Below are 21896 nucleotides of genomic sequence, written 5' to 3'. Positions count from 1 at the left end.
GCTCACGCCTCCTGGTAGCGCGGCAGTGCGGCGTCGAACAGCTCGTGCCAGGGCCGGACCGGGCGGCCCGCCGCGTAGTCGTCCAGCTGGTCGAGCGACGCGTGCCAGCCGCCGCCGTACCCGCGCGCCGCGGCCTCGGCCAGGTCCAGGTGCTCGAGCACGAGGACGGCGCCGTCGCCGTCGGCACGGATCTCGAGCGCCACGCGCGACTCGTCCTCCCCGGGGAACCGCCAGCCGACCAGCAGGCGGTGCGGGGGGTCGCACTCGAGGACCTCGCCGACCGCGTTCTCCGGCGAACCGTCCACGTCGTCGCCCATCCGCAGCTCGTAACGGCCGCCCACCCGGAGGTCGCCGTAGACCGGACCGAGCCAGCGGGCGAGCCGGTCCGGCTCCGTCACGCTGGACCAGAGGTCGTCGGACGTGGTCGCGTACCGCCGCTCGAAGCGGACCGTCACCCCGGTCGCGGACGGCCGGAGCACTCCCCACACGTCAGTCGTCATCTCGTCTCCTCCGCCCGCGGGCGATCTCGGTCTCCAGCGCGTCCAGGTGCCCGTCCCAGAACCGGCGGATGCCGTGCGCCCAACGCTCGACCTCGTCGAACGCCTCCGGGCGCACGGAGTACAGCCGGACCGCACCCCGCGGCTCCGAGTCGACGACGCCCGCCTCGCGCAGCACCCGCAGGTGCCGCGACGCGGCCGGCTGGCTGATGCCGAACTCGGCGCCGACCGCGGTCGCCAGCTGGCCCGCGCTGCGCTCGCCGTCGGCGAGCAGCTCGACCAGCCGGCGGCGCACCGGGTCCCCCAACGCGTCCATGATCTGCACGCGTTCGATCTTTCCGCATCCCGTTATATAACGCAAGCGCTATACGCGGCCTGGGTAGCGTGGCAGCGTGTTCGACCTGACCCGACTCCCCGACGACCTCCCGGTGCCCGCGGACGACGGAGCCGCGGACCACCTCACGGGCATCGCGATGCCCGCGGTCACCCTGAGGGCAACCGACGGGTCCGCCGTGCACCTCGACCGCCTCGGGCCGGGTCGCACGATCCTGTACGCGTACCCGCTGACCGGCGCCGTTCGCGATGCTCAGCGACGAGTCGTTCGCTCTCACGCACGCCCTCCGGGTGCCCACGTTCGAGGTCGACGGCAGGACACTGCTGCGGCGGCTCACGATGGTCGTGCGGGACGAGGTCGTCGAGAAGGTGTTCTACCCGGTGTTCCCGCCCGACCGCCACGCGGCCGAGGTGCTCGCGTGGCTGGTCAGGACGCCAGGCAGCTAGGCCCGAGCAGCGCCTTCAGGTCCCCGAACAACGACGGAGACCGCTCGACACGCAGCCCGTGGTCGAGCCGCATGACGGTCGCGCGACCGGGACTGGTCAGCCGCAGGTGGACCTCCGTGACCCCCGGGTGCGTGGAGAGCACCTCGCGCAGCCGCTCGACCACCGGAGGCGTGCAGCGGGACACGGCCATCGACACGACCACGGGCGCGTCCGCGGCCTGCGAGACGTCCGGCAGCGACACCTCCATGGCCTGCAGCTGCATGGTCTCGTCGCGCCGCCGCACGCGTCCGCGGATCACGACGACCGCGTCCTCGGCCAGCGCCGTCGAGTACGCCAGGTAGGTCTCGCCGAAGAACATGATCTCGACCGAGGCCTCCATGTCCTCGATGGTGACCGCGGCCCACGGGTTGCCCTGCTTCGACATCTTGCGCTGCAGCGACGTGATGAGCCCGGCGATGACCACCGTGGAGCCGTCGGGCCGCTGCTCGTCCTGCAGCAGCGTGGCGATCGACACGTCCGCCGCGGCGGCGAGCACGTGCTCGAGCCCGGACAGCGGGTGGTCGGACACGTACAGCCCGAGCATCTCCCGCTCGAACGCGAGCCGCTGCTTCTTGTCCCAGTCCGGCAGGTCCGGCACGACCACCGCGAAGCCCTGGCCGGCGTCGTCACCGCCCAGCAGGTCGGCGAAGAGGTCGAACTGGCCCTCGGCCTCCTTGCGCTTCACGCCGATCACCGAGTCGACCGCCTGCTCGTGCACCAGCAGCAGGGCGCGCCGCGCGTGCCCGAGCGAGTCGAACGCCCCGGCCTTGATGAGCGACTCGATGGTCCGCTTGTTGCAGACGACTGCGGGCACCTTGTCCAGGAAGTCGGTGAACGACGTGAACGCGCCCTTCTCCTCGCGCGAGCGCACGATCGCGTCGACCACGTTGGCGCCCACGTTGCGGATGGCCGTCAGGCCGAACCGGATGTCCTTGCCGACGGCCGTGAAGTTGGCCGACGAGGAGTTGACGTCCGGCGCGAGCACCGTGATGCCCATGTGCCGGCACTCGCCCAGGTACAGCGCCGACTTGTCCTTGTCGTCGCGCACGCTGGTCAGCAGCCCGGCCATGTACTCGGTCGGGTAGTTGGCCTTGAGGTAGGCGGTCCAGTAGGAGATGACGCCGTACGCCGCCGAGTGGGCCTTGTTGAAGGCGTACCCGGCGAAGGGCACCAGCACGTCCCACACGGCCTGGATGGAGGCGTCCGAGTAGCCGCGCTCGCGCATGCCGGCCTGGAACGGGACGAACTCCTTGTCCAGGACCTCCTTCTTCTTCTTGCCCATCGCGCGGCGCAGCAGGTCGGCCTGGCCGAGCGTGTACCCGGCCAGCTTCTGCGCGGCGCGCTGCACCTGCTCCTGGTAGACGATCAGCCCGTGGGTGATGCCCACGACCTCCTCGAGCGGCGCCTCCAGCTCCGGGTGGATGGGCTCCACCTTCTGCAGGCCGTTCTTGCGCAGCGCGTAGTTGATGTGGGAGTTCATCCCCATCGGGCCGGGCCGGTACAGCGCGATGACGGCCGAGATGTCCTCGAAGTTGTCGGGCCGCATCTGACGCAGCAGCGAGCGCATCGGGCCACCGTCGAGCTGGAACACGCCCAGGGTGTCGCCTCGACCGAGCAGCTCGTACGTCGCCGGGTCGTCGAGCGGCACCTCCTCGATCTTGATGGCGGCCTTGCCGTTCATCTCGATGTTCTCGAGGGCGTCGTCGAGGATCGTGAGGTTGCGCAGACCGAGGAAGTCCATCTTGATCAGGCCCAGGGCCTCGGACCCCGGCTGGTCGAACTGCGTGATGATCGCGCCGTCCTGCGGGCGCCGCATGATCGGGACGATGTCCACCAGCGGTTCGCTGGACATGATGACGCCGGCCGCGTGCACGCCCCACTGGCGCTTGAGGTTCTCCAACCCCTTCGCGGTCTCCAGCACGCGCTGCGCCTCGGGGTCCGCCTGCACCACCTGACGGAACTCGTCGGCCTCCGCGTAGCGGGAGTCCTGCGGGTTGTAGATGCCCGAGAGCGTGATGTCCTTGCCCATCACCGCGGGCGGCATCGCCTTGGTGAGCTTCTCCCCCATCGCGAACGGGAAGCCGAGGACGCGCGAGGCGTCCTTGAGCGCCTGCTTGGCCTTGATGGTGCCGTACGTGACGATCTGGGCGACCCGGTCCTCGCCGTACTTGTCGGTGACGTACCGGATGACCTCGCCGCGCCGGCGCTCGTCGAAGTCGACGTCGACGTCGGGCCACGACACGCGCTCGGGGTTGAGGAACCGCTCGAAGATCAGCCCGTGCTCCAGCGGGTCCAGCTCGGTGATCCCCATCGCGTACGACGCCATCGAGCCGGCCGCGGACCCACGGCCCGGACCGACGCGGATGCCCTGGTCCTTGGCCCAGTTGATGAAGTCGGCGACGACCAGGAAGTACCCGGAGAACCCGAGCTGGGTGATGACGCCCGTCTCGTACTCGGCCTGCGTGCGGACGTCCGACGGGATCGTCCCGTGGTACCGCTTCTGCAGGCCGGTCTCGACCTCCTTGATGAACCAGGAGTCCTCGCTCTCCCCGGCCGGGACCGGGAAGTTCGGCATGAAGTTGGCGTCGGTGTTGAACTCCACCTCGCACTGCTCCGCGATGAGGACGGTGTTGTCGCACGCCTCCGGGATCTCGGACCAGGTGCGCCGCATCTCCTCCGCGGACTTCAGGTAGAACTGGTCGGTGTCGAACTTGAACCGGTCGGGGTCGGCGAGGGTGGAGCCCGACTGGACGCACAGCAGCACCTCGTGCGCGTGGCTGTCCTCGTGCTTGGTGTAGTGCAGGTCGTTGGTGGCGACGACGGGCGCACCGATCGCCTCGGCCAGGCGCCGCAGGTCCTTGATGACCCGGGTCTCGATCTCGAGCCCGTGGTCCATCAGCTCGACGTAGTAGTTCTCCTTGCCGAAGATGTCCTGCAGCTCCCCGGCGGCCCGCACGGCCTCGTCGAACTGGCCGAGCCGGATGCGCGTCTGCACCTCGCCCGACGGGCAGCCCGTGGTGCCGATGAGCCCGTCGCTGTACGTGGTCAGCAGCTCGCGGTCCATGCGCGGCCACTTGCCCATCTGGCCCTCGAGCGACGCCAGCGAGGACATCCGGAAGAGGTTGTGCATCCCCTTGGTGGACTTGGCCAGCAGGGTCATGTGCGTGTAGGCGCCGCGGGCCGAGACGTCGTCGGACGCCTGGTGCGCCTCGCCCCAGCGCACGCGGTTCTGGTCGAACCGGCTGGTGCCCGGCGTGACGTACGCCTCGACGCCGATGATCGGCTTGATCCCGTGGTTCTTGGCCTTCTGCCAGAAGTCGAACGCCCCGAACAGGTACCCGTGGTCGGTGATGGCGACGGCCGTCTGCCCGAGGCGGTTGGCCTCGGTGAACAGGTCGTCCAGGCGCGCCGCGCCGTCGAGCATCGAGTACTCGGTGTGCACGTGGAGGTGGACGAAGTCGGAGCCCCCAGCTGATGCCATGCGGGCGATCCTACGTCGGGCCACCCACAGTCCCGAGCCGCCGTCGGGCCGTGTCGGCGGGCGCCCGGCGTGTCGCGGCGCGCCTAGGCCGGAGCCGTCACGACCTTCACCGCGTCGCGGTGCCAGATGGCCTCGTCCAGGTACCGCTCGGGCCGGGCGACGTAGCCCAGCCGCGCGTAGAAGCCGAGCGCCTGCTCCTGCGCGCTGAGCTCGACGGACACCGTCCGAACCCCGTCGGCGACCACCCCGAACCGGTCGAGCGCCTCGGCCTCCAGGGCGGTCATGAGCTGCGCCCCGACGCCCTCCCCGCGGGCCACGGCGCCCACCGCGACCCGACCGACGTGAGCAGGCTCACCCGCGCGGTGCGGCGGCAGCAGCCGGGCGGTGCCCAGGGGTGTCCCGTCGTCGCCGAGCGCGAGCACGTGCACCGTGGCGGGGTCGTCGTCGAGCGCGTCCATCTCGCGCTCGGCGGCCACCTTCTGCTCCTCGACGAACACGGCCATCCGGATCGCCGTCATCGCGGCGCGCTGCTCGGGCGTCTCCACCCGGACGACACGCACGCTCACGCGTACCCGTCCTGCAGCACGGCCAGGGAACGCGCCAGGTCCTCGGGGTACTCGCTGGTCAGCTCCAGCCACTCGCCCGAGCTCGGGTGGTGGAACCCGAGCCGCATGGCGTGCAGCCACTGCCGGGTCAGGCCCACGCGCGCCGCCAGCGACGGGTCCGCGCCGTACGTGAGGTCGCCGACGCAGGGGTGCCTGGTGGCGGAGAAGTGCACACGGATCTGGTGCGTGCGCCCGGTCTCCAGGTGGATCTCCACCAGGGACGCCGCGGGGAGCATCTCGAGCACCTCGTAGTGGGTGATCGACGGCTTGCCGTCCGCCACCACGGCGAACTTCCAGTCCGAGCTGGGGTGCCGGCCGATGGGGGCGTCGATGGTGCCGGTCGTCGGCTCCGGGTGCCCCTGCACGAGCGCGTGGTAGACCTTCTCGACCGTGCGGTCCTTGAACGCCCGCTTCAGCACCGTGTAGGCGTGCTCGCTCTTGGCGACGACCATCAGCCCGGACGTCCCCGCGTCGAGGCGGTGCACGATCCCCTGCCGCTCGGCCGCGCCGGACGTCGAGATCCGGTAGCCCACAGCCATGAGGGCGCCGACGACGGTCGGGCCGGTCCAGCCCGGCGACGGGTGCGCGGCGACGCCGACGGGCTTGTCGATGACCACCAGGTCGTCGTCGTCGTACACGATCCGCATGCCGGGCACGGGCTCGGCGACGACCTCGATGGTGGAGGCCGGGACCACGTCCGGGATCGCGACCTCGAGCCAGCCGCCCGCCGACAGCCGGTCGGACTTGCCCAGCTCCTTGCCGTCTAGGTGCACGCCGCCGGCCTCCGCGATCTCCGCCGCGCGGGTGCGGGAGAGCCCGAGCAGCCGCGCCAGGGCCGCGTCCACCCGCTCGCCGACGAGCCCGTCGGGCACCGGCATCGCCCGCGTGTCAGGCATTCTGCTCGGTCGACGTCGTCGTGGTGGTGGTCGTCGTGGAGTCGGAGTCCGGGGCGTCGATCACGTCCTGCGCCTCTGCGGGCTCTCGTGGCTCCCGGACGTCACGCGTGCCGTCGAGGTGGATGCCGAGGGCCGCCAGGACCACGACGAGAGCCGCGGCGACGACGATCGCGATGTCGGCGACGTTGCCGACGAACCAGTCGGCGTAGGCGATGAAGTCCACCACGTGGCCCTCGGCCGGCCCGGGTTCCCGGATCCACCGGTCGACCAGGTTCCCCAGGGCGCCCCCGAGCAGGAGGCCCAGCGCGACGGCCCACGCGCGCGACCCGATCCGGCGGCTGGCCCGCACGACGACGACGATCACGACGGTCGCGACGACCGTGAGGACCCAGGTCATCCCCGTCGCGATGGAGAGCGCGGCGCCGGGGTTGAACACGAGCTGGAACCCGAGCAGGTCACCGACCAGCTGCCGCCGCTCGCCGTCGGCCAGCGCCTCGATCGCCCACGCCTTCGACGCCTGGTCGAGCACCAGCACGACGGCCGCGAGCGAGAACAGCAGGATCAGCAGCGCGCGCCGGCGAGGGCTGGTCGAGGGCGCGTCGGGCTGGTCGTCCGTCGTGGTGGGCACCGCAGGAGTCTACGTGCGCGTCAGCGACGCTCCTCGCGCTGCTTGCACTCGACGCACAGGGTCGCCCGCGGGAACGCCTGGAGGCGCGCCTTGCCGACCGCTTTGCCGCACGACTCGCAGGTCGCGAACGTGCCGGCTGCGATGCGCGCCAGGGAGCGGGTGGTCTGCGCGAGCAGGTCCCGCGTGTTGTTGACGAGCGTGAGCTCCTGCTCACGCTCCAGCGCGGAGGAGCCCGAGTCGGCCTGGTCGTCGCCGGCGCCGTCGCCGGAGTTCCGCAACAGGTCCGACAGCTCGGCGTCCGCCGCCGCCAGCTCGCTGGTCAGTCGGTCGATGTCGCTGGTGAGCTCTTCCGCGACGTCCTTGACCTCGCGCGCGGTCCACGGCTTCTCGCCGTCACGAACCGGGAAGTGCTTGACCAGCTTGGCCAGTTCCTTGGTGTCCGTGCTGACGTCAACCGCGCTGAGCGCGTCGTTGATGGCCACGAGCGGGCCCCCCTGTCCTCGAAGTCACGCGACTGTATGCGGGCACAGGCAGGGACACAACACGCCACGCCGGGTGAAACCCGGCGCGGCGCGCGTGTACAGAGGACCTGACCTGTGGTGATGCGGGGTGTCCGGCGGGTGGTCGCCGGACGGGACGTCAGAGGTTCTGGCCGTCTCCGACCGGCTGCGGCTGACCCGACCGCGGCGGCAGGGCGTTGCCACGGTTGTCCAGGTCGCCGAGCAGGTTCTCGAGGTAGCTCTTGAGGCGGGTCCGGTAGTCGCGCTCGAACACGCGCAGCTCGTCGATCTTGCGCTCCAGGAGCGAGCGCTCCTGCTCGAGCTGACCGAGCGTGCGCTGCGACGTCTCCTCGGCCTCGCGCACGATGCGGTTGGCCTGGCTCTTGGCCTCACCCACGAGGCGGTCCGACTCCTCCTGGCCGCTGCGCACGTAGTCGTCGTGCAGCTTCTGGGCCAGGGCGAGCATCCCGGTCGCGGACTCCGGCTCGCTCGTCCGCGGTCCGCTCTGCACCGGCGCGACGATCGGCGCGGGCTGGGCGACGGGGGCGGCGATCACCGGGGCCGGAGCCGGGATCGGCTCGGGGGTCGGCTCCGGCTTGGGGGCCGGTGCAGCCTGCTGGGAACCCGCACGGCTCAGCTCGGCGATCCGGCGCTCGGCCGCCGCCAGCTTCGTCTTCAGGTCGTCGTTCTCACCCTGCAGGTCGCGCAGCGTGTTGACGACCTCGTCCAGGAAGTCGTCGACCTCGTCCTGGTCGTAGCCCTCGCGGAACTTCGTGGCCTGGAACTTCTTGTTCAAGACCTCGTCTGCAGTCAGCAGAGCCATCGTCATCACCTCAGTCGGTAGTGCTCGGTCGGGCCGGCGGCAGTCCACCGACCGCCTCGGGCCACGGTATCGGAGAATGCGGTGCGCGCACGTCCCCGCGACACGCCCATGGACAGGTGGATCGTCAGGTCAGATGCGGCTGAGGATGGACATCAGGATCGAGCATCCCAGCACGAGGACCAGGAAGGCGAGGTCCAGACGGACGGATCCGATGGCGAGGGGAGGCAGGATCCGCCGCAACGCCTTCAGCGGAGGATCGGTCACCGTGTACGTCGCCTCCGCGATCACCAGGGCGATCCCCGAGGGGTGCCAGTCCCGCGCGAAGAACTGCACCCAGTCCAGCACCAGCCGGATCAGGAGCAGGAGGAAGAACGCGAGGACGACGTAGAACAGCAGTGCGGCGACGAGTTGCACGCGTCAGCTCTGGTTGTAGAAGCCCGCACGCGTCGGCGGCTCGGCGACCGGGCCGGCAGCCTCCCCGGCGACCTCGACGTGCGCCGGCGAGAGCAGGAACACCTTGCTGGTCACCCGCTCGATCGCGCCGTGCAGCCCGAAGATCAGGCCCGCGGAGAAGTCGACGAGCCGCTTGGCGTCGGCGTCGTCCATGTCCGTGAGGTTCATGATGACCGGGGTGCCCTCGCGGAACGCCTCGCCGATCTTGCGCGCGTCGTTGTACGAGCGCGGGTGGATCGTCGTGATGCGACGGAGCTCACCAGCAGGTGCGGGAGCGTGCTGCGCCGCCTGCGTGGGCAGCGACGTGCGCGTCGGCCGGTGCAACGGCGTGACCTGGGCCTCGTACTCCTGCGGCACCGCGACCTCCTGGTCGTCGAACTCCTCGAGGTACTCCTCGTGCTCCGACCGGTCGTCGGCCAGGCCGAGGTACAGCATCGTCTTGCGCAGCGCTCCGGCCATCGCCTTGGCTCCCTCCCCGGATCTCTCCGGACCACCCCGGAGCCCCTGCCGGTCCTGACGGCGACGGTGGGCTCCCTCTGCCGGTCACGGTAGCAACGCGCGCGTTCCGGTCACGGCACGACACGCCCGACAACCTCGGCGGCTGTCACGCCTGCATGCCGACCACCCCGGCGAACCGGCCGGTGCGCGGCGAGCGCCGGTAGGAGAACAGGGCGGGGTCCTTCCACGTGTCGCGCGCCTGCACGGTGACCCGCTCGACGCCGGCCCGGCGCAGCACCGCGACGACGCCTGCGGGCAGGTCGAGCGCCGGGGTCCCCCAGTCCGTCGTCGCCCGCGTCTCCGGGACCGCGTCCGCGACCTCGTCCCGCAGGGCGGCCGGCACCTCGTACGACTCCCCCGCGATCGACGGTCCGAGGGCCGCCCGGATCCGGCCGACGTCCGCACCCTGGGTCACCATGGCGGAGACCGCCGCCTCGACGACGCCGGCCACCAGGCCGCGCCGTCCGGCGTGCACCGCGGCCACGACGCCGGCGGAGGCGTCGGCCAGCAGCACGGGCACGCAGTCGGCCACCAGCACCGCGACGGCGACCGACGGGTCGACCGAGACCAGGGCGTCGTACTCGCCGACCGAGATGACGCCCGCCGCGGGCGGCTCGGACAGGACGACGATCCCCGTCCCGTGCACCTGCGCGGCGTACGCGACCGGGACCCCGGCCCACCGCTCGAGGCGCGCCCGGTTGCGCGCGACGTCGGACGGCTCGTCGCCCACCTGGTAGCTGAGGTTCAGGGCGTCGTAGGGCGGGCGGCTGACTCCTCCGCCACGCGTGCTGAACCCGGCCCGGACGCCAGCCCCGAGATCGACCTCCACGACGGGCGGGAGGTCGCTCCCGGGCTGCGTTCCGCTCACGGCCCGGCTACTTGAGGAAGTCCGGTACGTCCAGTTCGTCACGGTCGCGCCGGGGGGCGTCCTCGCTGAAGATCCGGGGCACCTCCAGCGCTCCCGTGATCGGCGTCGGCTCCGCCTCGGTGGACAGGAAGGCCGGGACGTCGGGCTGGGCCGGCGCGGCCGCACGGTTCTGGGTGTAGGACCCGACGGGGACCAGCTGCTCCTCGGGGTCGAGCACGGGGCGCGGCGTGGGGACCTGCGACGCGACGGCCGGCACCTGACGGGCCGAGTTGCCGCTGACCTGGCCGAGCGCGCGGGCGTCGCGGCGGATCGTGGGCGAGCCGGAGTCGAAGCCGGCCGCGATGACGGTGACGCGGACCTCGTCTCCCAGGGCGTCGTCGATCACGGCGCCGAAGATGATGTTGGCCTCCGGGTGCGCGGCCTCCTGGACCAGTCGCGCGGCCTCGTTGATCTCGAAGAGCCCGAGGTCCGACCCCCCCTGGATGGACAGCAGCACGCCGTGCGCGCCGTCGATGCTGGCCTCGAGCAGCGGCGAGGAGATCGCCATCTCGGCGGCCTGGACCGCGCGGTCGTCGCCGCGGGCGAAGCCGATGCCCATGAGCGCCGAGCCGGCACCCTGCATGACGGACTTCACGTCGGCGAAGTCGAGGTTGATGAGGCCCGGCGTGGTGATCAGGTCCGTGATGCCCTGGACACCCGACAGCAGCACCTGGTCGGCCGAGTGGAACGCGTCGAGCACCGACACGGACCGGTCGGAGATCTGCAGCAGCCGGTCGTTGGGGATGACGATGAGCGTGTCGACCTCGGCGCGCAGCGCCTCGATGCCCGAGTCCGCCTGCACCGAACGACGACGACCCTCGAAGGTGAACGGCCGCGTGACGACACCGATGGTCAGCGCGCCGAGCGACCGCGCGATCCGCGCGACGACCGGCGCGCCACCGGTACCGGTGCCGCCGCCCTCGCCCGCGGTGACGAAGACCATGTCGGCGCCCCGCAGGACGTCCTCGATCTCGTCCTTGTGGTCCTCGGCGGCCTTCTTGCCGACCTCGGGGTCCGCGCCGGCGCCGAGGCCGCGCGTGAGCTCGCGGCCGACGTCGAGCTTCACGTCCGCGTCCGACATCAGCAGCGCCTGGGCGTCGGTGTTGACGGCGATGAACTCGACACCCTTGAGGCCGACCTCGATCATGCGGTTCACGGCGTTCACGCCGCCGCCGCCGATGCCGACGACCTTGATGACCGCCAGGTAGTTCTGCGGAGCTGCCACGGTGGGTGCCTCTCGTTCTGTGCCGGTCGCGGCCGGGGCCACGTGGTCCGTCCGCGGCCCGCTCGACGGCGGGACAGGGTCGGGGTGAAACCTTCACCCTCTACTTGAGGGTTATAGTTATGTCAGGTGTGCTGTCAGTGCGTGACGCTAGGTGCCGTCCGGACGTCGAGCAACGACCGCGCCGCGCGTGTCGGGAGTTGCTTGAGAAACTCGCCCGCGCCCGTCACTTCGTGATGGGCAGGCGGGGCGCGGACACGTCGATGACGGTCGCTCCGGCAGCGGCCGGCGACGCGCGCAGGGCGGACAGGACCGCGATCTTCAGCGGGGTCTCGCTCGCGCTCCCCCAGTCGACGCGCACACCGTCGCGCAGGCTCATGGTCACGGTGTCCTGGGTCCGCGCCGACACGCCACCCACCTGGGCGAGCAGCTCGACCGGCAGCCTCTGGAGCACGCTGAGCACCGCGGTCAGCGTGCGCTTGTCCCCCACCGGCACGTCCACCACCGGCAGGCCGTCCGGCGCGGCGTCGACGCGGCCGACCTGGACGCCGTCCATGTCGAGCAGCGCGAAACCGGGCGCGCCGTGGGTCGCGGCGCTGGACTGCTCCGGGACGGCGGCAACGGGCTCGCGGGCGACGAGCACCACGACGAGGCCGTGCGGCCACGACCTGGTGACGCGCGCCTCCCGGACGCCGGGCACCTCGAGCACCTCGTCGCGCAGCCGCACCGTGTCCAGGCGCGGCAGCGGGGTGCTCGCGTGCGCGTCGACCACCGCGAGCACCTGGTCGACCGCGACCACGGTCCCGGCACCCTCGACCACGACCTCCGCCGGCTCGAGCGCGAGCACCGGGGAGATGAGCAGGAGCCAGCCGAGCGAGCCGACAGCGAGCACCGACCCGACCGCGAGCAGCACCTGCCGGCGCGCGAGGTTCCGGCGGGCGCGGGACCGCTCGGCGAACCGGGCGACCGAGCTGGTCGACACCACGGGCGGGGCGACCGGACCGGCGTACTTGCGCGCACCACCGGCGCTGTACGTGGTGACCGCGCGCCCGAAGGCCGGGTCGTCCTGCTGCGCCGGCGTGGGCGCGGTCGACGGCCTCGCGGGTGTCGACGACTTCGCGGGTGTCGCCGGCTTCGCGGGTGCCGCTCGCGTCGTCGCCCGGGCGGGTGACGTGGTCCTGCGAGGGGCTGTCGGTCGGCCCGGGGCGGCGTCGCGCGGGGCCGTCGGTCGCGACGGGCTCATCCGTCTGCCCGCGCGGCCAGCACCTCGAGCACGACGGACGCCAGCTGGGTCACGTCCCCGGCGCCCACGGTGAGCAGCAGGTCGCCCGGACGCGCGGCACCGGCGATCGCCCGGGCGGCGTCGTGCCTGTCGGGCACGAACGTCGCCCTGCCCGGCGTCGGGACGCGGTCCACGATCAGCGCGCCGGTCACCGACGGGTCCGGGTCCTCGCGCGCGGCGTATACGTCGGTCACGACGACCACGTCGGCCAGGTCGAGCGCCTCGCCGAACTGGGACGCGAACGTGCGGGTGCGCGAGAAGAGGTGCGGCTGGAAGAGGGCGAGGACCCGACCGTCCCCGGCGACCGACCGCGCGGCGCGCAGCAGGGCGGCGACCTCGGTCGGGTGGTGCGCGTAGTCGTCGACCACCCGCACGCCGTCCGCTGTGCCCCGGTCCTCGAACCTGCGACCCGTGCCTCGGAACGCGCCGAGGCCGTCGGCAGCGTCGGCCACGCCGAGCCGTCGCGCCGCCGCCCACGCCGCCGCTGCGTTCAGGGCGTTGTGCGTGCCGGGCACCGCCAGGCGGACGGTCGTGCGCACGTCCGCGGTCGTCAGCCCGAACGCCCACCGGTCGCTGTCCGCCACCAGGTCACCCACCCGGACGTCCGCGTCGGGCGACGTCCCGTACGTCACCACCTCGACGCCCCGGTCCGCGAGCGAGTCACGCACGCGCTCCACCAGCCGGGCCGCACCGGCGTCGTCCGCGCAGGCCACGAGTGCGCCACGGTCCCGGATCCGGCCGGCGAACGCCACGAACGCGTCCTCGAACGCCTCCGCCGAGCCGTAGTGGTCCAGGTGGTCCGGCTCGACGTTGGTGACCACCGCGACCAGTGGCGCGTACGCGAGGAACGAGCCGTCGGACTCGTCGGCCTCGGCCACGAACGCGGGGCCCGCGCCGTCGCGGCTGCCGCCGAGCGGGCCGTCGACCGAGAAGACCGTGCCACCGATGGCGAAGGACGGGTCCGCGCCCGCGTGCAGCAGTGCCGTGGCGATCATCGCGGACGTGGTCGTCTTGCCGTGCGCGCCGGCCACGGCCACCGCGTCCCGGTCGACCATCAGCGCTGCCAGGGCCTCCGACCGGTGCAGCACGCGCAGGCCGCGCTCGCGTGCGCGGGCGAGCTCGGGGTTGGACTCGCGGACGGCGGACGAGATCACCACGGTGTCGACGTCGTCGACGAGCGCGGCGTCGTGGCCCACGTGCACCCGGACTCCGGCGTCCCGGAGGGCCGGCAGCGCGGGGCCGTCGGCGGCGTCGGACCCGCTGACGGCCAGGCCGCGGGCGGCGAGCAGGGCGGCGATCGCGGACATGCCCGCGCCGCCCACGCCGACGAGGTGCACGCGGCCGAGGTCGGCGGGCCGAAGGACGTCGGTCACGGCAGCTCCGCCTCCACCAGGCGGGCCACGCGCGCCGCCGCGTCCCGCACCCCGACCGAGGCTGCGGCGCGACCCATGCGCTCCCGCGTCTCCGCCGCGGCGTCGCCGACCAGCAGGACCGGGAGGTGCGTGCGGACCCACGCCGGGTCCAGGTCGGTGTCCTCGACCAGCAGGCCACCGCCGGCCGCGACCACGGCGGCGGCGTTCAGTCGCTGCTCGCCGTTGCCGATGGGGAGCGGCACGTAGACCGCCGGGATGCCCAGCGCGGCCTGCTCGCACACCGTGCCCGCGCCGGAGCGCCCGATCACCACGTCGGCGACGGCCAGCGCCAGCTGCATCTCGGTGAGGTACTCGCGCACGTGGTACCGCTCGGCACCGGGCACGTCGACCAGCGCGGTACGCACGGCGTCGGCCTTGCCCGCCCCCGTCAGGTGCAGCACCTGGATCCCCGAGGCGAGCAGGTCCGCCGCGGCGCCCGCGACGGCCGTGTTGACGCTCACGGCACCGAGCGACCCGCCGGACACGAGCAGCGTGGGCAGCGCGGCGTCGAGGCCGAGCTCGGTGGCTGCCGCAGCACGCGTGCCCTCCCGGTCCACGGACCGCTGTTCGATCAGGCGCGCGATCGGCGCCCGCAGGGGCAGGCCGGTGACCTGCGCGCCGCGCAGCGAGGTGCCCGGGAACGTCACGGCCACCGAGCGTGCCCAGCGGGCGCCCAACCGGTTGGCCAGGCCCGCGCGCGCGTTCTGCTCGTGGATGACGACCGGGAGCCTGCGGCGGCGCGCGGCCAGGTAGGCCGGGGTGGCGACGTACCCTCCGAAGCCGACGACCACCTGGGCACCCGACTCGTCGATCGCAGCGCCCGCGGCCCGGACGGCGTCGCGCAGCCGGACCGGAAGCCGGAACCAGTCGAGGGTCGGGCGGCGCGGCAACGGGACGCGCGGGACGACCGCGAGCGGCAGGCCGTGCTCCGGGACCAGTCGGGACTCGAGGCCCTCGGCGGTACCGAGCACGGTGAGGCGGGCGTTCGGGTGGCGTCGGAGCAGCTCGTCGGCGACGGCGAGCAGCGGGTTCACGTGGCCGGCGGTCCCTCCGCCGGCGAGCAGGACGGACGGCGGCGGTCGGTGCTCAGCCACGGGACCGCCCGATGACGGCGAGCGAGCGACGGACGACGCCGGGCCGGGCAGCCAGCGCCTCGGCGGCACCGGGCTCCGAGCGCGCGAACGCGATGAGCACGCCGAGGGCGGCCATCGTCATGATCAGCGCCGAGCCGCCCGCGGACACCAGCGGCAGCGGGATGCCGATCACCGGTGCGAGCCCGATCACGACCGCGATGTTGACCAGCGCCTGCCCGATGATCCAGCAGAGGATCGCGCCGGTGGTGATCTGCACGAACGGGTCGGTGTGCCGGCGGATGACGCGGATCATCGCGAACGCCAGCAGGCCGAACAGGCCGAGCACCAGCAGGGTGCCGATGAGCCCGAGCTCCTCGCCGAGGATCGCGAAGATGAAGTCGTTGTGCGCGGCCGGCAGGTAGGACCACTTCTCGCGGCTCTCCCCCAGGCCGAGCCCGCCCCAGCCGCCGCTCGCCAGCCCCCAGCCGCCGTGCAGCGTCTGGTAGCAGGACGACGCGGCGTCGCACTCGTCGGACAGCCAGCTGGTGATGCGGGCCGTGCGGTTGCCGCTGGTGAGGGTCAGCAGCGCGGTCAGCCCACCGGCCAGCAGCGCGGCGAACCCGAAGATCCGCATGGGGACCCCGGCCACGAACATCGCCCCGGCGACGAGCATGATGAGCACCAGCGCGGTGCCGAGGTCGTGCCCGGCCAGCACGACGAGGATCGCGACGCCGGCGACCGGCACGGCGGGGATCAGGGCGTGCTTCCACTGCCGCAGGAGCGACAGCTTGCGCGCGAGCACCGCACCCAGCCAGATCGCCAGCGCGAGCTTGATGGTCTCGGACGGCTGCGCGGAGATGCCCCCGACGCAGACCCAGTTCTGGTTGCCGCCCGCCCCGCAGCCCAGCGGCGTGAACACCGTCAGCTGGAAGACGATGGCGAACGCCAGCGCGGGCCACGCGATCGCCTGGAAGAACCGCACGGGCGCCCGCGACAGGCCGAACAGGACGGGCAGGCCGATGAGCGCGTACTTGGCCTGGTCGAGGAACACCGCGTACGGCGAGTGACCGTCGTCGAGGGACTCCACGCTCGAGCTCGACAGGACCATGACGAGCCCGATCACGAGCAGCAGCGCGGTCGCACCGATCAGCACGTAGTAGCTGGTCACCGCGCTGTTCCACTGGCCGAGCAGCGAGCTGGTCGAGGCGCCGGGGTCGTCCGTGCGGCGCACGCTCGGGCGCGGGGTCGTGGCGGTCATGCGTCCCCGCCGAGCGCACGCACGGCTGCGGAGAACTGATCACCCCGTGCGGCGTACGACGTGAACTGGTCCATCGACGCGCAGGCGGGGGCGAGCAGCACCGTGACCGGCCCGGCGCCCGAGGACGCGAGCCGCCTGGCCTGGTCCACGGCGCGGGTCATCACCGTGCCAGTCTCACCGGCGTCGACCTCGACCACGGGGACCTCGGGTGCGTGTCGGGCGAGCGCCTCGCGCAAGGGGGCACGGTCGACCCCGATGAGCACGACGGAGCGGAGCCGGTCGCGCCGCGCGAGGACGAGCTCGTCGAACTGGGCACCCTTGGCCAGCCCGCCCGCTATCCACACGACGCTGCCGGCGGGGAACGCGCCGAGGGCGGCCGAGGCCGCGTGCGCGTTGGTCGCCTTCGAGTCGTCCACGTACGCCGCACCGTCGACGACCGCGACCGTGGCGAGCCGGTGCGCGCCCGGACCGTAGGCGCGCAGCCCGTCGCGGATCGCGGCCGGGTCGACGTCGTGCGCGAGCGCGAGCGCGGCGGCCGCGAGGGCGTTCGCGACGACGTGCGGCGGGACCGTGCCGTCGGGGCCGGCCAGCTGCAGGAGGTCCGCCAGCGTCCCGAGCTCGGCTGCGTGCGTGTGCCGGAGCCGGGCGAACCCGCGGTCGACGAGGACGTCCTCGACCATGCCCACCTGTCCGACGAGGGGGGTGCCCACCGTGAACCCGACGGCGACGCAGCCGTCGACGACGTCGGCCTCGCGGACGAGGTCCTCGGTCGCCGGGTCGGTGAGGTTGTAGACGCACGCCACCTGCGCGCGCTCGAAGATGCGGCCCTTGTCGGCGGCGTACGCGTCGAGCGAGCCGTGCCAGTCGAGGTGGTCCGGCGCGATGTTCAGCACCGCGGCGGCCTGCGCGGACATCGAGTGCGTGAAGTGCAGCTGGAAGCTCGACAGCTCGACCGCGAGCACGTCGAGCGTCGGGTCGGTGGCCGCGAGCACCACGGGCGTCCCGACGTTCCCGACCGCCAGGGCGTTCTCCCCCGCGGCCCGCAGGATCGACTCGAGCATGCCCACGGTCGTCGTCTTGCCGTTGGTGCCGGTGACCGCCAGCCACGGCGCCGGTCCGCCGCCGGCAGCGCGGTCCACGCGCACCTGCCACGCGAGCTCGACCTCGCTCCACACGGGGATCCCGCGCTCCAGGGCCGCCGCTAGCAGGGGGTGGTGGGGTGCGAGACCCGGCGACGCGACGACGAGGTCCGCGCGGTCCAGCACCGAGCCCTCGAGCAGCTCCGCCGAGCCGATGACGTCGTCGGCATGGTCGTCGACGGGCACCACGCGGGCTCCCCGGGAGGCCAGCACCTCGGCCGCCGCCCGTCCGGAGACCCCGAGCCCGGCGACGACCACCAGGGCGCCCTCCAGCACGAGATCGGACACCTACCCGGCCACCCACTCCGCGTAGAAGATGCCGACGCCGAGCGCGACGAACAACCCGGCGATGATCCAGAACCGGATGACGATCGTGACCTCGCCCCACCCCGAGAGCTCGAAGTGGTGGTGCAGCGGCGCCATCTTGAAGACCCGTCTCCCGGTCAGCTTGAAGAAGCCGATCTGGATCACGTCCGACATGACGATGACCACGAAGAGGCCGCCGATGATCGCGGCGAGGATCTCGGTGCGGGACAGGATCGACAGGCCGGCGAGCGCACCGCCGAGGGCGAGCGACCCGGTGTCCCCCATGAAGATCTTGGCGGGGCTGGCGTTCCACCACAGGAACCCGAAGCACGCGCCGGTGATGGCGGCCGCGACCACCGCGAGGTCCAGCGGGTCGCGCGTCTCGTAGCAGCGCGGTCCGACGCTGGCCAGGAACTGGCAGCTCTGGTTGAACTGCCAGACGCAGACGATGACGTACGCGCCGAACACGATGAGCGAGACGCCGGTGGCCAGCCCGTCGAGCCCGTCGGTGAGGTTCACCGCGTTGGACCAGGCGGTGATGAGGAAGTTGGCCCAGACGACGAACAGGATGACCCCGACCGTCACGCCCCAGAACGCGAGGTCCAGGGTGGTGTCGCGGATGAACGAGATGTGCGTGGAGGCCGGCGTCCGGAAGCTGTCGCTGGGGAACTGGAGTGCCGCCACGGCGAACGTGATGCCGACGATGCCCTGGCCGGCGATCTTCCACCGCGCGCTCAGACCGAGGCTGCGCTGCCGCGAGATCTTGATGAAGTCGTCGAGGAAGCCGACGACGCCGAGACCCGTCATGAGGAACAGGACCAGCACGGCGGACGCGCTCGGCACGGTCCCCGTCACGATGAGACCCCCGATCCAGCCGAGCAGCGTCGCGCCGATGATGACGACGCCGCCCATGGTCGGTGTCCCGCGCTTGGTGAAGTGCGCCGTCGGACCGTCCTGCCGGATGAACTGGCCGTACTGCTTGTGCACGAGGTACCGGATGAACAGGGGCGTGCCCAGGAGCGCGATGAGCATCGAGAGCCCACCGGAGATGAGGACGGCCCTCATCGGGCGGCCCCCTCGACCAGCACGTCGCCGAGCTTCCACAGCCCGGCGCCGTATGACGACTTCACCAGCACGACGTCCCCGGGACGCAGCTCGCTCTCGAGGAACGCGGTCGCGACCTCCAGGTCGTCGGCGAGCACCACCTCGTCGCCCCACGACCCCTCGTGGTTGGCGCCGTCGCGGATGGCGCGGGCGCCGTCCCCGACCACGATCGTCAGGCCGATGTTGAGCCGGACGCACAGGCGACCGATGGCGTCGTGCGCCTCGCGGGCACCCGGTCCGAGCTCGAGCATCTCCCCCAGCACGGCGATCGACCGGCGGTCCCGGCCGGCCAGCACGGCCAGCGCCTTCAGCGCCGCCCGCATGGAGTCGGGGTTCGCGTTGTAGGAGTCGTCGACGATGGTGACGCCGTCGGGACGGTCGACCACGTGCATGCGGTGGGGGCTCAGGGCGTCAGCCGCGCTCAGTCCCGCGGCCACCTCGTCCAGCTCGAGCCCGACGGCGAGCGCGGCGGCCGCGGCGCCGAGGGCGTTGTGCACGTGGTGCTCGCCGACGAGCCGCAGCGTGACCTCCGCGGTGCGCTCGACCTCGCCGCGTCGCACGAGGGTGAACGTCGCGCGGCCGCTGCGGTCGAGGCGCACGTCGCGGACGCCGACCGTGGCCTGCGGGGCCGCGCCGAACGTGACGACCTCGCCGGGCGCGAGGTCGGCCATCGCGGACACGCGGGGGTCGTCGGCGTTGAGCACCGCGACGCCGTCGGAGACCAGGCCCTGCACGATCTCGGACTTCGCGACGGCGACCGCGTCGATCCCGCCGAAGCCACCCAGGTGCGCGTGGCCGACGATGAGGACGACGGCCACGTCGGGGGGTGCGATGTCCGTGAGGTAGCTGAGGTGGCCCGGGCCGCTGGCGCCCATCTCGAGCACGAGGAACCGGGTCGACTCGTCGGCGCGCAGCACCGTGAGCGGCAGCCCGATCTCGTTGTTGAACGAGCGGACCGGCGCGATCGTCGGGCCCACGCTGCCGCACAGCTGCGCGAGCAGGTCTTTGGTGGTCGTCTTGCCGACCGAGCCGGTGATGCCCACGACGCGCAGGTCGCTGCCCCCGGGCTCGAGCGCCGCCTCGCGGAGCCGCTCCAGCACGACGCGCGCCAGGTCGCCCAGGGCACGCTCGACGTCGGCGACGACGACGCTCGGCAGCACCGTGCCACCCGCCCCGATCACGTCACGCGCGGCCAGGACGAGCGCGGCACCGCCGGCCACCGCCACGGAGGCGTAGTCGTGGCCGTCGACGTTCTCCCCCGGCAGGGCGACGAACAGCCCACCGGTGATGTCGTCGCGCGAGTCGACGACCACGGGGCCGCTGACCACGAGCGCCGGGTCGGTGGCCGCCGCGCCGCGCAGCACTCCCCCGGTCGCGGCCGCGATCTCGGCCGCCGTCAGGGCGATCACGCGTGCTGCTCCTGCCGGCGGGTGCGCGCTGCGAGCAGCACGTCGCGGTCGTTGTACCGGTGGAACACGCCGGCGATCTCCTGGGTCGGCTCGTGGCCCTTGCCCGTGATGATCACGGTGTCCTGCTCGGAGGCGAGGGCGAGGGCGTCGCGGATGGCCTGCGCGCGGCTGGTGGCCTCGTGCACGTCGACCAGGTCCGGTCGCTGCGACCGGACTCCGTCGAGGATGGCGGATCGGATGGCCGCCGGCTCCTCGGAACGGGGATTCTCGTCGGTGACGACGATCACGTCGGCCAGCCGCGCCGCGATCTCGCCCATGATCGGGCGCTTGCCCTGGTCGCGGTCGCCGTCCGAGCCGAACACGATCACCAGCCGTCCGGGGGTGATCGGGCGCACGGCGTCGAGGGCAAGGACGAGCGCGTCGGGCGTGTGGGCGTAGTCGACGATGGCGAGGGGGAAGCCGTCGCCACGCTCGATGACGCGCTCCATCCGGCCGGGGATCTCGTGCGCGACGGCCACGGCGGCGATCGCGGCGCCCAGCTCCACCCCGGCCGCGTGCGCGAGCACGATGGCCAGGGCGGCGTTGGAGACGTTGACCATGCCGGGCAGCGGGCTCGCAGCGGTGTGCTCGGTGCCGTCCGGCCCCCGGAGCGTGAACGACGAGCCGACGCCGTCCAGCCCGATGTCGGCCTTGACGACGGCCCAGTCGGCGTCGGCCCCCTCGGGCTCCCCGACGTGGGTGGCCACCGTCTCGACCGGGACGGGGGCCTCGGCGGCCAGCCGGCGGCCCCACTCGTCGTCGATCACGACGACGCCGCGGCGCGCCTGGCCGGTGGCGAAGAGTCGCGACTTGTCGCGGAAGTAGCCCTCCATGTCGCCGTGGAAGTCGAGGTGGTCGCGCTGCAGGTTGGTGAACCCGACGACGTCGAACGTCAGCCCGCCCACCCGGCCCAGGGCGAGCGCGTGCGACGAGACCTCCATGGCGAGCGCGGTCGCCCCGCGCTCGACGGCCAGCGCGAGGATCGCCTGCAGCGCCGGGGCCTCGACCGTGGTGCGCGGGCTCTCCACCGCGTCCTCGCCGATCCGGAGCTCGACCGTGCCGAGCACGGCTGTCGTGGCGTGCGCCGCGCGCAGGGCGGCGTCCAGGAAGTACGACGTCGTGGTCTTGCCGTTGGTGCCCGTGACGCCCACGGTGACCAGGTGCTCGCCCGGCGCCTCGTGCGCCCACGCCGCGACCGGTCCCGCCACCGCGCGCGGGTCCTGCGTCACGAGGACGGGGACGTGGTCGGCCAGCCCGGAGTCCTCCAGGACCGCCAGCCCGGCCTCGTCGGTGAGCACCGCCACCGCGCCGGCGTCGACCGCCTGCGCCGCGTAGGTGGCGCCGTGCACCTTGAAGCCCGTCACCGCGACGAAGACATCACCCGCGACCACGTCACCGCTGGCGAGGCTCACACCGGTCAGGACGGCGCCTGCCGGGACCGGGGCACCACGCGTGACCAGGCCGAACGTCGAGACGAGGTCGGCGACCCGATGGGCCGCGGGATGCAGCGGGCGCATCCGAGCGGGGGTCGTCATGGGGAGAATC

21 protein-coding genes are annotated in these 21896 nt (G+C 72.7%); 1 reads left to right on the top strand and 20 read right to left on the bottom strand.

Going from position 1 to position 21896, the window contains the following annotated elements; all coding sequences use genetic code 11:
• Window positions 1-2: 2 nt before the first annotated feature.
• On the bottom strand, window positions 3-500 hold the full coding sequence (locus ASD18_RS14805; RefSeq protein WP_056093447.1) for an SRPBCC family protein: 498 nt from the start codon (window positions 498-500) through the stop codon (window positions 3-5).
• Window positions 490-813, bottom strand: a complete 324-nt coding sequence (locus ASD18_RS14800; RefSeq protein ID WP_056093745.1) for a helix-turn-helix transcriptional regulator — start codon at window positions 811-813, stop codon at window positions 490-492. Before ASD18_RS14800 ends, ASD18_RS14805 begins: the two co-directional genes overlap by 11 nt.
• A 266-nt stretch (window positions 814-1079) precedes the next feature.
• Between ASD18_RS14800 and ASD18_RS21360 the strand changes: the two genes are divergently transcribed.
• Window positions 1080-1277 carry a hypothetical protein gene (locus ASD18_RS21360; RefSeq protein ID WP_056093444.1) on the top strand — a complete coding sequence of 66 codons (198 nt, stop codon included), beginning with the start codon at window positions 1080-1082 and terminating at the stop codon, window positions 1275-1277.
• Here ASD18_RS21360 and dnaE read toward each other — a convergent pair.
• The 18 genes from dnaE to ASD18_RS14705 form a co-directional block, all read right to left on the bottom strand.
• Window positions 1258-4797, bottom strand: a complete 3540-nt coding sequence (gene dnaE, locus ASD18_RS14790) for a DNA polymerase III subunit alpha (protein ID WP_056093442.1) — start codon at window positions 4795-4797, stop codon at window positions 1258-1260. The two genes, ASD18_RS21360 and dnaE, sit on opposite strands and share 20 nt — an antisense overlap.
• Before the next feature lie 83 nt (window positions 4798-4880).
• Window positions 4881-5363 (bottom strand): GNAT family N-acetyltransferase, encoded by a 483-nt coding sequence (locus ASD18_RS14785; RefSeq protein ID WP_056093439.1) that lies wholly within the window; start codon window positions 5361-5363, stop codon window positions 4881-4883.
• Window positions 5360-6298, bottom strand: a complete 939-nt coding sequence (locus ASD18_RS14780; RefSeq protein ID WP_056093436.1) for an RluA family pseudouridine synthase — start codon at window positions 6296-6298, stop codon at window positions 5360-5362. The genes ASD18_RS14785 and ASD18_RS14780 overlap by 4 nt, the downstream gene beginning before the upstream one ends.
• Window positions 6291-6926 (bottom strand): signal peptidase II, encoded by a 636-nt coding sequence (locus tag ASD18_RS14775; RefSeq protein ID WP_082574071.1) that lies wholly within the window; start codon window positions 6924-6926, stop codon window positions 6291-6293. The genes ASD18_RS14780 and ASD18_RS14775 overlap by 8 nt, the downstream gene beginning before the upstream one ends.
• A 20-nt stretch (window positions 6927-6946) precedes the next feature.
• Entirely contained in the window at window positions 6947-7408 is a 462-nt protein-coding gene (locus ASD18_RS14770; RefSeq protein ID WP_056093434.1) for a TraR/DksA family transcriptional regulator, read from the bottom strand.
• 157 nt (window positions 7409-7565) lie between these two features.
• Complete coding sequence (locus ASD18_RS14765; protein ID WP_056093742.1) at window positions 7566-8249, bottom strand: DivIVA domain-containing protein; 684 nt, start codon at window positions 8247-8249, stop codon at window positions 7566-7568.
• A gap of 129 nt (window positions 8250-8378) precedes the next feature.
• A complete protein-coding gene (locus ASD18_RS14760; protein WP_056093431.1) occupies window positions 8379-8663 on the bottom strand; it encodes a YggT family protein in 285 nt (94 codons plus the stop codon).
• A gap of 3 nt (window positions 8664-8666) precedes the next feature.
• The gene (locus ASD18_RS14755; protein WP_056093428.1) at window positions 8667-9161 is read right to left on the bottom strand and encodes a cell division protein SepF; all 495 of its coding nucleotides are present in this window, start codon (window positions 9159-9161) and stop codon (window positions 8667-8669) included.
• Window positions 9162-9306: 145 nt separating this feature from the next.
• On the bottom strand, window positions 9307-10068 hold the full coding sequence (gene pgeF / locus ASD18_RS14750) for a peptidoglycan editing factor PgeF (protein WP_056093425.1): 762 nt from the start codon (window positions 10066-10068) through the stop codon (window positions 9307-9309).
• A gap of 7 nt (window positions 10069-10075) precedes the next feature.
• Window positions 10076-11332 (bottom strand): cell division protein FtsZ, encoded by a 1257-nt coding sequence (ftsZ, locus tag ASD18_RS14745; RefSeq protein ID WP_056093423.1) that lies wholly within the window; start codon window positions 11330-11332, stop codon window positions 10076-10078.
• 223 nt (window positions 11333-11555) lie between these two features.
• Window positions 11556-12572, bottom strand: a complete 1017-nt coding sequence (locus tag ASD18_RS14740) for a cell division protein FtsQ/DivIB (RefSeq protein ID WP_082574070.1) — start codon at window positions 12570-12572, stop codon at window positions 11556-11558.
• Window positions 12569-13984, bottom strand: coding sequence for a UDP-N-acetylmuramate--L-alanine ligase (murC, locus tag ASD18_RS14735; RefSeq protein WP_056093419.1), 1416 nt, complete (start codon window positions 13982-13984; stop codon window positions 12569-12571). The genes ASD18_RS14740 and murC overlap by 4 nt, the downstream gene beginning before the upstream one ends.
• The gene (gene murG / locus ASD18_RS14730) at window positions 13981-15117 is read right to left on the bottom strand and encodes an undecaprenyldiphospho-muramoylpentapeptide beta-N-acetylglucosaminyltransferase (RefSeq protein ID WP_056093416.1); all 1137 of its coding nucleotides are present in this window, start codon (window positions 15115-15117) and stop codon (window positions 13981-13983) included. Before murG ends, murC begins: the two co-directional genes overlap by 4 nt.
• Window positions 15110-16354, bottom strand: coding sequence for a putative lipid II flippase FtsW (ftsW, locus tag ASD18_RS14725; RefSeq protein ID WP_056093414.1), 1245 nt, complete (start codon window positions 16352-16354; stop codon window positions 15110-15112). Before ftsW ends, murG begins: the two co-directional genes overlap by 8 nt.
• On the bottom strand, window positions 16351-17781 hold the full coding sequence (gene murD, locus ASD18_RS14720; protein ID WP_056093411.1) for a UDP-N-acetylmuramoyl-L-alanine--D-glutamate ligase: 1431 nt from the start codon (window positions 17779-17781) through the stop codon (window positions 16351-16353). Before murD ends, ftsW begins: the two co-directional genes overlap by 4 nt.
• Window positions 17782-18864, bottom strand: coding sequence for a phospho-N-acetylmuramoyl-pentapeptide-transferase (gene mraY, locus ASD18_RS14715; RefSeq protein ID WP_056093408.1), 1083 nt, complete (start codon window positions 18862-18864; stop codon window positions 17782-17784).
• Window positions 18861-20312 carry a UDP-N-acetylmuramoyl-tripeptide--D-alanyl-D-alanine ligase gene (gene murF, locus ASD18_RS14710; protein ID WP_056093405.1) on the bottom strand — a complete coding sequence of 484 codons (1452 nt, stop codon included), beginning with the start codon at window positions 20310-20312 and terminating at the stop codon, window positions 18861-18863. Before murF ends, mraY begins: the two co-directional genes overlap by 4 nt.
• Window positions 20309-21886 carry a UDP-N-acetylmuramoyl-L-alanyl-D-glutamate--2,6-diaminopimelate ligase gene (locus ASD18_RS14705; RefSeq protein ID WP_056093402.1) on the bottom strand — a complete coding sequence of 526 codons (1578 nt, stop codon included), beginning with the start codon at window positions 21884-21886 and terminating at the stop codon, window positions 20309-20311. The genes murF and ASD18_RS14705 overlap by 4 nt, the downstream gene beginning before the upstream one ends.
• Between the last annotated feature and the right edge of the window lie 10 nt (window positions 21887-21896).

The sequence above is a fragment of the Cellulomonas sp. Root137 genome, assembly GCF_001426725.1.
Taxonomy (GTDB): Bacteria; Actinomycetota; Actinomycetes; order Actinomycetales; family Cellulomonadaceae; genus Cellulomonas.
The sequence above is the reverse complement of the archived record's forward strand: the minus strand, read 5'-3'. Positions and strand labels throughout refer to the sequence as shown.